9 protein-coding genes are annotated in these 11,495 nt (G+C 58.8%); 2 read left to right on the forward strand and 7 right to left on the reverse strand.

Annotated elements, in window-relative coordinates; translation table 11 throughout:
- Positions 1–1,464: an NADH-quinone oxidoreductase subunit NuoN gene (gene nuoN, locus PMI01S_RS17920; RefSeq protein WP_084321332.1), complete on the forward strand. Its 1,464-nt coding sequence runs from the start codon at positions 1–3 to the stop codon at positions 1,462–1,464.
- A gap of 361 nt (positions 1,465–1,825) precedes the next feature.
- On the opposite strand, the gene PMI01S_RS17925 is transcribed toward nuoN, so the two are convergent.
- From PMI01S_RS17925 to PMI01S_RS17950, 6 genes are all read right to left on the reverse strand, one after another.
- Entirely contained in the window at positions 1,826–3,568 is a 1,743-nt protein-coding gene (locus PMI01S_RS17925; RefSeq protein ID WP_084321334.1) for an ABC transporter substrate-binding protein, read from the reverse strand.
- A gap of 167 nt (positions 3,569–3,735) precedes the next feature.
- Positions 3,736–4,008 (reverse strand): DUF2160 domain-containing protein, encoded by a 273-nt coding sequence (locus tag PMI01S_RS17930; protein ID WP_031319023.1) that lies wholly within the window; start codon positions 4,006–4,008, stop codon positions 3,736–3,738.
- A 10-nt stretch (positions 4,009–4,018) separates the two neighbouring features.
- A complete protein-coding gene (locus PMI01S_RS17935; protein WP_017339615.1) occupies positions 4,019–4,819 on the reverse strand; it encodes a carbohydrate ABC transporter permease in 801 nt (266 codons plus the stop codon).
- Positions 4,820–4,827: 8 nt separating this feature from the next.
- Positions 4,828–5,694, reverse strand: a complete 867-nt coding sequence (locus PMI01S_RS17940; RefSeq protein WP_084321336.1) for a carbohydrate ABC transporter permease — start codon at positions 5,692–5,694, stop codon at positions 4,828–4,830.
- Positions 5,691–6,788 (reverse strand): ABC transporter ATP-binding protein, encoded by a 1,098-nt coding sequence (locus tag PMI01S_RS17945; protein ID WP_084321338.1) that lies wholly within the window; start codon positions 6,786–6,788, stop codon positions 5,691–5,693. Before PMI01S_RS17945 ends, PMI01S_RS17940 begins: the two co-directional genes overlap by 4 nt.
- A complete protein-coding gene (locus tag PMI01S_RS17950; protein ID WP_084321340.1) occupies positions 6,788–7,882 on the reverse strand; it encodes an ABC transporter ATP-binding protein in 1,095 nt (364 codons plus the stop codon). The genes PMI01S_RS17945 and PMI01S_RS17950 overlap by 1 nt, the downstream gene beginning before the upstream one ends.
- Positions 7,883–8,262: 380 nt before the next feature.
- Between PMI01S_RS17950 and PMI01S_RS17955 the strand changes: the two genes are divergently transcribed.
- A complete protein-coding gene (locus tag PMI01S_RS17955; RefSeq protein ID WP_084321342.1) occupies positions 8,263–10,110 on the forward strand; it encodes a sigma-54-dependent Fis family transcriptional regulator in 1,848 nt (615 codons plus the stop codon).
- A 100-nt stretch (positions 10,111–10,210) separates the two neighbouring features.
- Here PMI01S_RS17955 and PMI01S_RS17960 read toward each other — a convergent pair whose 3' ends face one another.
- Complete coding sequence (locus PMI01S_RS17960; RefSeq protein WP_084321344.1) at positions 10,211–11,419, reverse strand: MFS transporter; 1,209 nt, start codon at positions 11,417–11,419, stop codon at positions 10,211–10,213.
- Between the last annotated feature and the right edge of the window lie 76 nt (positions 11,420–11,495).

Here is an 11,495-nt window from a genome sequence, read left to right on the forward strand (position 1 = left end):
ATGGAATTCACGACTCAACACTTTATCGCGCTAGCGCCGTTGTTGATCACCAGCGCCACGATCATCGTGGTGATGCTGGCGATTGCCTGGCGCCGCAACCACTCGCAGACCTTCCTGATTTCCGTGGCGGGTCTGAACCTGGCGCTGCTGTCGATCCTGCCAGCCCTGAAAGTCGCACCACTGGCGGTGACGCCACTGCTGCAGATCGATAGCTTCGCCTGCTTGTACATGGCGCTGATCCTGGTCGCCACCCTCGCCTGTGTCACCCTCGCCCACGCCTACCTCGGCGATGGCGGTTCGGGTTATCCGGGCAACCGCGAAGAACTGTACCTGCTGATCCTGATGGCCGCCGCCGGTGGCCTGGTTCTGGTCAGCGCGCAGCACCTGGCCGGGTTGTTCATCGGTCTGGAACTGTTGTCGGTGCCGGTCTACGGTCTGGTGGCTTACGCCTTCTTCAACAAGCGTTCGCTGGAAGCCGGTATCAAGTACATGGTGCTGTCGGCCGCCGGTTCCGCGTTCCTGTTGTTCGGTATGGCCCTGCTCTACGCCGACTCCGGCAGCCTGAGCTTCGTCGGCATCGGCCAGGCCCTCGCGGCCACCGGCCTGCCAAGCTCCCTGGCGCAACTGGGCCTGGGCATGATGCTGATCGGTCTGGCGTTCAAACTGTCGCTGGTACCGTTCCACCTCTGGACCCCGGACGTTTACGAAGGTGCTCCGGCACCGGTGGCGGCGTTCCTGGCGACTGCTTCCAAAGTCGCTGTGTTCGCGGTGATGGTGCGTCTGTTCCAGATCTCGCCGGCGGCGAGCAGCGGTGTACTCAGCGACGTGCTGACCATCATCGCCATCGCGTCGATCCTGTTCGGTAACCTGCTGGCACTGACCCAGAGCAACCTCAAGCGTCTGCTGGGTTACTCGTCCATCGCTCACTTCGGTTACCTGCTGATCGCCTTGGTGGCGAGCAAGGGTCTGGCCGTGGAAGCCATCGGCGTGTACCTGGTCACTTACGTGATCACCAGCCTTGGCGCGTTCGGCGTGATCACCCTGATGTCCTCGCCGTACAACGGCCGTGACGCCGATGCGCTGTACGAATACCGCGGCCTGTTCTGGCGCCGTCCGTACCTGACCGCCGTCCTGACCGTGATGATGCTGTCCCTGGCCGGTATCCCGCTGACCGCGGGCTTCATCGGCAAGTTCTACATCATCGCCACCGGTGTCGAGTCGCACCAATGGTGGCTGGTCGGTTCCCTGGTACTGGGCAGCGCCATCGGCGTCTTCTACTACCTGCGCGTCATGGTCACGCTGTACCTGATCGAACCGAACCTGCGTCGCCACGATGCGCAACTGCACTGGGAACAACGTGCAGGCGGCGTGATGCTGCTGGCCATCGCCGTCCTGGCGTTCTTCCTCGGCCTGTACCCACAGCCGTTGCTGGTACTGGTTCAGCAGTCGGGGTTGGCGGGTTGATCGCTTAGCGATACCCGGTAGAAAACAGAAACGGCACCTTCGGGTGCCGTTTTTGTTATTGAGTCAACATCAAAAGATCGCAGCCTTCGGCAGCTCCTACTTTGGAACGAGGTACACCCTGTAGGAGCTGCCGAAGGCTGCGATCTTCTAACCTTCATACATTTGACCGTCCATTAGATATCGATTGCCAGAGACGGCCTCTTCGCGGGCAAGCCCGCTCCCACAGTTGATCTGCAGTGACCACAAAACTTGAGTCCGACGCCGATCTAATGTGGGAGCGGGCTTGCTCGCGAAGAGGCCTTATCAGACACAAATGAAAACGGCACCTTCCGGTGCCGTTCGCATTTCACCTTCCAAACTTTTACTTACGTGCCGCCTCCCACGATTTCAGCAGTTCGGCATAGTTCACGGTTTCACCCTTAGGCTTCTCGTTCGCCAGTTTCGGTTTCGGTGCACCCGGCTGATCGAACCAGTATTGCGCGTCGCGTTCAGGGTTCATCTTCGGTGCGCAGGTGGCTTGTGCCTTCGAGCGTTCCAGACGGGTCATGATCGCGTCCTGATCCTTGGCCAGGCCATCAAGTGCCTGTTGCGGGGTTTTCTCGCCACTCGCGGCTTCGGCGATGTGGCTCCACCACAGTTGCGCCAGACGCGGATAGTCCGGCACGTTGGTCCCGGTCGGGGTCCACTGCACACGGGCCGGGCTGCGATAGAACTCCACCAGGCCACCGAGTTTCGGTGCCAGGTCGGTCATGGCTTGCGAGTTGATGTCCGACTCGCGGATCGGGGTCAGGCCGACGATGGTTTTCTTCAGCGAAACGGTTTTCGACGTCACAAACTGCGCGTAGAGCCAGGCGGCGAGTTTCTGTTTCTCAGGCGTGGATTTCATGAACGTCCAGGAACCCACGTCCTGATACCCCAGCTTCATGCCCTCCTCCCAGTACGGTCCACGTGGAGATGGCGCCATGCGCCATTTCGGCGTGCCATCGGCGTTCATCACCGCCAGGCCCGGTTTGGTCATGTCGGCAGTGAACGCGGTGTACCAGAAGATCTGCTGGGCGATGTTGCCCTGGGACGGCACCGGACCGGATTCGGAGAAGGTCATGCCTGCCGCTTCCGGTGGCGCGTACTTCTTCAGCCAGTCGACGTATTTGGTGGTGGCAAACACTGCCGCCGGGCCGTTGGTGTCGCCGCCGCGGGTTACGCTGGAGCCGACCGGATGGCAGTCCTCCACGCGGATGCCCCACTCGTCCACCGGCAAACCGTTGGGGATGCCTTTGTCGCCGGCACCGGCCATGGAGAACCAGGCATCGGTGAAGCGCCAGCCCAGGGAGGGGTCTTTCTTGCCGTAGTCCATGTGCCCGTAAACGCGCTTGCCGTCGATTTCCTTGACGTCTTCGCTGAAGAATTTGGCGATGTCTTCATAGGCCGACCAGTTGACCGGTACGCCCAACTCGTAACCGTATTTTTCCTTGAACTTGGCTTTCAGGTCCGCGCGTTCGAACCAGTCGGCACGGAACCAGTACAGGTTGGCGAACTGCTGGTCGGGCAACTGATAGATCTTGCCGTCCGGCGCGGTGGTGAAGGAGATACCGATGAAATCCTTGATGTCCAGGGTCGGCGAGGTGAAGTTCTTGCCCTCATTGGCCATCAGATCGGTGATCGACTCGGTCTTGCCGTAGCGAAAGTGCGTACCGATCAGGTCCGAGTCGTTGACCCAGCCGTCATAGATGTTTTTGTCCGATTGCATCTGGGTCTGCAGCTTTTCCACCACGTCGCCTTCCTGCAGCAGGTCGTGGGTCAGCTTGATCCCGGTGATTTCGGTGAAAGCCTTGGCCAGCGTTTTGGATTCATATTCGTGGGTGGCGATGGTTTCCGACACCACCTTGATGCTCATCCCGCGAAACGGCTCGGCCGCCTTGATGAACCACTTCAACTCTTCGAGTTGTTGTTCGGCCGTCAGCGTGGACGGTTTGAACTCACTGCCGATCCATTTCTTCGCGGCGTCTTCGTAGGCATCGGCCCAGGCCGAAGCGCTCAAACCGCTGAGTGCCAGCATGGCTGCCAATGAAATGCTATGTCGCAGCTTATTGTTTTTGTCGAACATAAGACCTCCTTATTGGTTTTCGGAGCAGGCTCTGTACGAGAGCTGCCTGCGCGTCGATCAGGCTGCGTTAAAAACAGGCTCGGTATGCTCATTGACTGACGTCAACTCCGCTACCTCGCCTGTTTTTGCCTTGCCTGATCGCCGCTCGGCGAGCTCTCGTACAGACCCTAACCCCAACGCATCACAGCCAACAGCCACACCAGGGACAACGCGGACGCTACCCAGATGCTCCAGTCGGTGACGCCGATTACCAGCAAATGCAGGTAGGCGCTGCCGAGAAGACCGATAAACAGCCGATCGCCACGGGTGGTGGCAATCGGCAAAAAACCACGCCGAAGAATGCTCGGCGAACGCAATTCCCAGGTCGTCATGCCGACCAGGATCAAGGCTATGACACAGAAAAACGTTGCCGTCGGGACGGTCCAGCTCATCCATTCCATCATCAGTTCCTCATACCCGGCCCAGGGCAAAGCCCTTGGCCACGTGGTTACGGACAAACCAGATCACCAGCATGCCCGGCAGGATGGTTAACACCCCTGCCGCCGCCAGCACGCCCCAGTCGATGCCGGATGCCGAGACGGTGCGGGTCATGACCGCCGCAATCGGCTTGGCATTCACCGACGTCAGCGTTCGCGCCAGCAGCAGCTCGACCCAGGAAAACATGAAGCAGAAAAACGCCGTCACACCGATCCCCGAGCCAATCAGCGGCACGAAAATCTTCACGAAGAACTTGGGAAAACTGTAGCCATCAATGTAGGCGGTTTCGTCGATTTCCTTCGGAACGCCGGACATGAAGCCCTCGAGAATCCACACCGCCAACGGTACGTTGAACAGGCAATGCGCCAATGCCACCGCGATGTGCGTGTCGAACAGACCGATCGAGGAATACAGCTGGAAGAACGGCAACAGGAACACCGCCGGCGGCGCCATACGGTTGGTCAGCAGCCAGAAGAACAGGTGCTTGTCGCCCAGAAAGCGATAGCGCGAGAACGCATATGCCGCCGGCAACGCCACGCTCAGCGAGATCACCGTGTTCAGACTCACGTAGTACAGCGAGTTGAGGTAACCGGTGTACCAGGCCGGATCGGTGAAGATCACCTTGTAGTTGGCGAACGTGAAATCCTGCGGAAACAGCGTCAGGCCGCTGAGGATTTCGGTGTTGCTCTTGAAGGACATGTTCAGCAGCCAGTAGATCGGCACCAGCAGGAACAGGATGTAGATCAGCAATGGGATCAGCTTTCTCTTGCTCATGATGGGCCTCAGCGGTTGGTGTCAGAGTGAGTCATGGCGGTGTAGAACAGCCAGGACACCAACAGGATGATCAGGAAGTACACCAGCGAGAAAGCCGCCGCCGGGCCCAGGTCGAACTGCCCGATGGCCATCTGCGTCAGGGTCTGGCTGAGGAAGGTCGTGGCATTCCCCGGCCCGCCGCCCGTGAGCACGAACGGCTCGGTGTAGATCATGAAACTGTCCATGAACCGCAGCATCACCGCGATCAACAGCACGCTCTTGAGCTTGGGCAACTGGATGTGTCGGAAAACCGCCCAGGCGGATGCCCGATCAATCCGAGCGGCCTGGTAGTACACGTCCGGAATCGCCCGCAGACCCGAGAAACACAACAACGCCACCAACGACGTCCAGTGCCAGACGTCCATCACCAGCACCGTCACCCAGGCGTCCATGGTATTGGCCGCATAGTTGTAGCTGATGCCCATCGCATTGAGGCTCGACCCGAGCAAACCAATGTCGGCCCGACCGAAAATCTGCCAGATCGTCCCGACCACGTTCCACGGAATCAGCAGCGGAATCGCCAGAATGATCAGCACCAGCGACGACCAGCGCCCCTTGGTCGGCATGGTCAGGGCGATGGCGATACCCAGCGGGATTTCGATCAACAGCACACAGCCGGAATAGATGAACTGACGGAGTAGCGAGTCGTGCAAACGGGGATCGAGCAGCACCTGCCTGTACCAGTCGGCACCGACGAAATAGCGGCTGGACTGGTCGAAGATGTCCTGCACCGAATAGTTGACCACGGTCATCATCGGGATCACCGCACTGAACGCCACCAGCAAAAACACCGGCAGGACCAACCACCAGGCCTTGTTGTTCTGCACCTTGTTCATGGCAGTACCTCCAGCAGGTATTCGTCGGCATAAACCATCAACCACTGCGCAGGGAAGCTGATATACGCCGTGCCTTCCGGCACCGGCTTGTCCTCGGCAAGACGCACTTTCAACGGCGCGCCGTCGAGGTTCAGGGTCATGATCTTGTAGGTGCCAAGGTCTTCGACGTGTATGACCTGTGCCTGCATCGCGTCATCAAACGGCTCGTCCCACACATGCACGAACTCCGGACGGATGCCGACCTTCAAGGTTTTCCACTCGGACTCAGCGATGCGCTGCTGCTGCGCGTCGGACAACGGCAGGTGCGTCGAGGCGAATCCGACGCCACCCGGTTGCGGCTGCACCTCGATCAGGTTCATCCCCGGGCTGCCGATGAAGTAGCCGACAAACGTGTGGCTCGGCCGCTCGAACAATTCTCGCGGCGTACCGAATTGCACGATCTGCCCGCCGTACATCACCGCAATCTTGTCGGCAAAGGTCGAGGCCTCCAGCTGATCGTGGGTGACGTAGACCATGGTGATGTTGAACTGCTCGTGGATCTGCTTGAGCTTGCGCCGCAGCTTCCACTTCAGGTGCGGGTCGATCACGGTCAGCGGTTCATCGAACAGGATCGCCGACACGTCATCACGCACCAATCCGCGACCCATGGAGACTTTCTGTTTTTCGTCGGCGGTGAGGTTGCGCGCCTTTTTGCTCAGCAGCGCCTGGAGGTCGAGCACCTCGGCAATTTCCTGCACCTTGCTGTGAATTTTCGCTTCGGCCATGCCCTGATTGCGCAGCGGAAAGGCCAGGTTATCGAACACCGTCATGGTGTCGTAGACCACCGGAAACTGAAAAACCTGGGCGATGTTGCGCTTCTCCGGGGTCAGGTCGTTGACCGCTTTACCGTCGAACAGGACATGGCCCTGGGACGGACTGAGCAACCCGGAAATGATGTTGAGCAAGGTCGACTTGCCGCAGCCCGAAGGCCCGAGCAAGGCATAGGCTCCGCCCTGCTCCCAGATGTGGTCCATTTCGCGGATCGCGTAATCCTCGGGACCGCTCGGCGTGCGTGTGTAACTGTGGGCGAGGTTCTGCAAACGGATTTCGGCCATCAGGCAACCCTCGCGATACGGCGGCCGGGCGCCTGGACAAGCCGTCCCTGCGCATCGAACACAAACAGTTTATGGGTCGGGATGTAGATGCGAATCGGCGCATCGACGTCGTACTCGTGGACCCCAGGCAAATGCAGCACCAGCAGGAAATGCTCGTTGCGCACGTGCAGGAAGGTTTCCGAACCGCTGATCTCGGCGACCTCGACGGTCACCGCCAGTTCGAGGTCATCGTCGTTGCTCGGCACCAGCGAGATATGACTGGGGCGCACACCAAAGCGAAACTCGCCCTCGCCCACCGGACGCAAATCCACGTTCAGCGGGAAGTGCACGAAGTTGGCGAAGCTGACTTCGTTCCCAGCGATGCGCCCAGGCATCAGGTTGATCGGCGGTTCGGAGAACAGCTCCGCCGCCAGCACGGATTGCGGCTGGTGATAGACCTCGGAGGACTTGCCGCTCTGGATCACCCGGCCTTCATGAAGAATGGTCGTGGTGCCGCCCAGCGCCAGCGCTTCGTTAGGCTCGGTGGTGGCGTAGATGGCGATGGTGTGCCGCGCCTTGAACAGCTCGCGCATTTCCTGGCGCAGCTCTTCGCGCAGTTTGTAGTCGAGGTTGACCAGCGGCTCGTCGAACAGGATCAGCTCGGCGTCCTTGACCAATGCGCGGGCCATGGCCGTGCGCTGTTGCTGACCGCCGGAGAGCTCCAGCGGGTAGCGCTGCAGAAACTTCTCGATGCGCAGCATCTTCGCGGTTTCCAGCACTTTGCTCTGGATCAGCTCGTTGGAAACGCCGCCCTGGCGCAACGGCGAGGCGATGTTCTCGAACACCGTCATGGTCGGGTAATTGATGAACTGCTGATAGACCATCGACACGTTGCGCAACCGCACCGGGCGTTGGGTGACGTCGACGCCGTTCATCAGGATGCGCCCGCTGTCGGGCTTGTCCAACCCGGCCATCAGGCGCATGAGGCTGGTTTTGCCGGACAGCGTGCGGCCGAGCAAAACGTTGAAGGATCCGGGTTCAAAACTTAGGCACGCATCGTCGATCCAGGTCTGACCCTCGACGGTGCGGCTGACGTGCTCCAGAGTGAGTGACATGGCTCGGCCTTTTTATTATTGGAGTCAAGCGACCGGAGCTACAGAGCGACTTTCGTGCCAGAAATTGCAAGTGATTGATGTGGCTTGGAATTCCTTCAACAAGAGAAAAAACGGGGTTCGTTGCTGAACAGAAATGAACAACCGCGACTGAACAATTGAACAGTTCAACGGTTGACAATGAACAATAGTGAACAACACTCTACGGACTGTTCACGGTCCCTGCAGGAGCCGGCTTGCTGGCGATGTCGATGTCGATGACGCCATCGCCAGCAAGCCGGCTCCTACAAAGATGTGGCGCGTCTGAACCATCACGTGCGAAATTCAATGTGATGTGCAAAAAACCATAAAAACAATAAAAGCTTGCTCAGAGATCGACTGCCATGGCCGCACCCGCCTCGCCGCTCTCCCACGACGCCATCATCCAGGACTCCTGGTCCCGTTGCCGCGCGTTCGGTCTCGATCACCAAAGCCCCCCCGCCTTCGATCAACTGCCGGCCGAAGGCATTGCGCAGTTGCTGGAAAGCCAGCATTCACTGGTGCAAACCACCCATCAGGAAGTCCTGCCCTACTACGAGAACATTCTGAGCAATTCCAATTGCCTGATCATGCTCGCCGACAATCAGGGCCAGGTCCTGACTTCCTGGGGCACCCAGCGGTTTATCGAGCCGAGCCTGACCCGCGGTTTCAGCGCTGGCGCGAGCTGGATGGAACGCTGCAGCGGCACCAATGCGATCGGCACCGCACTGGCCTGCGAGCAGGCGGTGCACATCGAGCACGACGAACATTTCCTCAAGGCCAACCGTTTCATGACCGGTTCCGCCGCACCGATTTTCGATGCCGAACGCAAGGTCATCGCTGTGCTGGATGTGTCCAGCGACAGCTACCTGCCGCCGTCCCACACGCTCGGCATGGTCAAGATGATGAGTCAGACCGTGGAAAACCGGCTGATCCTCAACCTGTTCCATGGCCAACATTTTCAACTGACGTTCAACACCGGTTTGAATAACCTCGACAGCCAATGGGCGGGGTTGCTGATTTTCGATGAGAGCGGCCAGGTGCTCTCAGCGAATCGCCGGGCCGACAACTTGCTCGGCATCAGTCTGTCGCGGGTCAGTGTCGAGAGCCTGTTCAAGGTGTCGCTGCTGGAACTGCTGAATCAGCCGGATGGTCTGCCCTTCTCCCTTCAGGCCTCGGGGCGTAACCGCTTCCAGTGTCTGTTGAAGCGTCCGAAACAGGCACCGATTCAGGCGCGACTGTTCTCAGAAACAAAGAGCGCGCAAACCAAGAGCGCTGAACCGGCCACGATCAGCCTCAATACGCTGCACTTCGGTGACAGTCGCGTGGAAAAAGCCGTGCGCCAGGCCGAGCGCTTGCTGGAGAAAGACATTCCACTGTTGATCCATGGCGAAACCGGCGTCGGCAAGGAAGTCTTCGTCAAAGCCCTGCATCAGGCCAGCTCTCGCAGCAAGCAACCGTTCATTGCCGTCAACTGTGCAGCGATCCCCGCCGAACTGGTGGAATCCGAGCTGTTTGGCTACGAGAAAGGTGCGTTCACCGGTGCGAATCAGAAAGGCAGCATCGGGCTGATCCGCAAGGCTGACAAAGGCACGCTGTTCCTTGATGAAATTGGCGACATGCCACTGCCGACTCAGGCGCGGCTGTTAAGGGTTTTGCAGGAACGTTGCGTTCAACCGGTGGGCAGCAGCGAGTTGTTCCCAGTGGATATCCGGATCATTTCGGCCACCAACCGCTCGTTGCGCGAGCAGGTTCAGCTCGGGCGGTTTCGTGAAGATCTCTATTACCGGATCGGCGGTTTGACCCTCGAATTGCCACCGCTACGCGAACGCAGCGACAAGCAGGCGCTGTTCAAGCGTCTGTGGGAACAGCATCGCGAGCCATCGCAGTGGGCCGGGTTGAGCCGCGAGGTGCTCGAACTGTTCGGCCGTCATCCGTGGCCGGGGAATTTGCGCCAGGTCAGCAGCGTGATGCAGGTGGCGCTGGCCATGGCCGAGGAACAACCGGTGCGGCCGGAGCATTTGCCGGATGACTTTTTTGTCGACCTGGAGATGGAGCCGGTGGAAACAACGGAGCCGTTGGCAGTGGATTTGAATGATGTGGAGGATTTGAATCGGCAGTTGCAGGCGGCTGGGGGGAATATCTCCCATTTGGCCCGCAGGCTCGGGGTTAGCCGAAATACTCTTTATAAACGGTTGCGCCAGGCTGAGTGATGAACCAATTCACAATAGGCGTAGCAAACTCATTGCCATAGCTGAGTTGAATCACCCCCTGTCAGTGCTGCATCCATCTGTCCAAGCTGGACATTGCCAATTACTGGAAGATCGGCTCGGCATACGTCGCTGACGCGGCACCAAGGGTGCGCAGGCCAATAAGCACGATTGCCACCATTATGAGCCCTGCGGCAATGGCTACACCGAACCCTGCTCGTGCGCCATAAGTATCGATGATCAGGCCCGAAAGTACTCCACCGAGCGCTACGCCGATGCTGATACCTGTTGTCATCCATGTCAGTCCTTCGGTGATCCTGGACGGTGGAACAATGATCGTACCGAGATTCATGACGACGACCATCGTTGGCGCAAATGACACACCAGCCACAAACAGCATCCCCGAAAGGATGTAGACGTCCGGTGAGAAAATGGGCAACACGGCTGTGACTGCTGTTATCAGAACCCCGATAAAGAACTGCTTTTCAATCGGCAAGGAAATCCTTAGCGCACCAAACGTCAGGCCCGCGATCATTGAGCCGAGCGCATAGGCTGCCAGGATTAAGCTAGCAGACGCTGGCCAGCCTTGAGCGTTGGCGAAGGCAACAACCGCCACGTCGATTGATCCGCCAATCACACCCATCGCCAGGAGTGCCAGAACGATGGTACGAACGCCGGGGATAAGCAGGGTTGAACTTGCGCTCCTTTTAATGCCAACGACCACCTTCGGTTCTGTCTGCCGCTGCATAAGAAAAGCCGTCACGCCGACAACCAGCAACAAGACGGCTACAAGCGGCCCGGCTTCGGCGAAAAAGCTGACGCTCAAACCAATGGCAAGTGGGGGGCCGATGATAAAGGCGAGTTCAGTTAGAACCGTATCCAAAGAGAAGGCCGTGTGTAATTGCGGCTTGCCACGGAAAAGCTGCGTCCAGCGAGCTCTTATCATCGCGGGCATGCTCGGCATCGTGCCCGCCAATGCCGCAAGAATAAAAAGCAGTGGGGCCCGAGCCCTCAGATAGACAGCGATTATCAGCGCCAGCAACATGCCAATGCTGAAGGCCGTGACAAAGGGCAGAACCCGACTCTGGCCCCGTTGATCAACGAGTTTTGATACTTGCGGGCCGAAAAGCGCATTCGCCAAGGTAAAAGTAGCGGCGACCGAGCCAGCCAGCCAATAAAGACCCGTCTGCTGCACCAACATGGTAATGATGCCGATGCCGATCATTGCCTGTGGCAAACGGGCAATGGAACTCGCGATCACTAACCCCATGACGCCCGGGGTGGTGAGAAGTTCGCGGTAGGGATTTGCCATGATTTCTCCTTTTTATAGTTCGACGCTGATGAGTAGCCCGCTGCATGCGACGCAAACTAATGGGGCGACATATTGG

The sequence above is a fragment of the Pseudomonas migulae NBRC 103157 genome, assembly GCF_002091715.1.
In the GTDB taxonomy this organism is placed as follows: domain Bacteria; phylum Pseudomonadota; class Gammaproteobacteria; order Pseudomonadales; family Pseudomonadaceae; genus Aquipseudomonas; species Aquipseudomonas migulae_A.

Coding starts and splice junctions, on each gene's coding strand:
- PMI01S_RS17950 (WP_084321340.1), bottom strand. CDS start 7,882: ATGTCACTCACTCTGGAGCACGTCAGCCGCACCGTCGAGGGTCAGACC.
- PMI01S_RS17925 (WP_084321334.1), bottom strand. CDS start 3,568: ATGTTCGACAAAAACAATAAGCTGCGACATAGCATTTCATTGGCAGCC.
- PMI01S_RS17945 (WP_084321338.1), bottom strand. CDS start 6,788: ATGGCCGAAATCCGTTTGCAGAACCTCGCCCACAGTTACACACGCACG.
- PMI01S_RS17935 (WP_017339615.1), bottom strand. CDS start 4,819: ATGAGCAAGAGAAAGCTGATCCCATTGCTGATCTACATCCTGTTCCTG.
- PMI01S_RS17940 (WP_084321336.1), bottom strand. CDS start 5,694: ATGAACAAGGTGCAGAACAACAAGGCCTGGTGGTTGGTCCTGCCGGTG.
- nuoN (WP_084321332.1), top strand. CDS start 1: ATGGAATTCACGACTCAACACTTTATCGCGCTAGCGCCGTTGTTGATC.
- PMI01S_RS17955 (WP_084321342.1), top strand. CDS start 8,263: ATGGCCGCACCCGCCTCGCCGCTCTCCCACGACGCCATCATCCAGGAC.
- PMI01S_RS17930 (WP_031319023.1), bottom strand. CDS start 4,008: ATGGAATGGATGAGCTGGACCGTCCCGACGGCAACGTTTTTCTGTGTC.
- PMI01S_RS17960 (WP_084321344.1), bottom strand. CDS start 11,419: ATGGCAAATCCCTACCGCGAACTTCTCACCACCCCGGGCGTCATGGGG.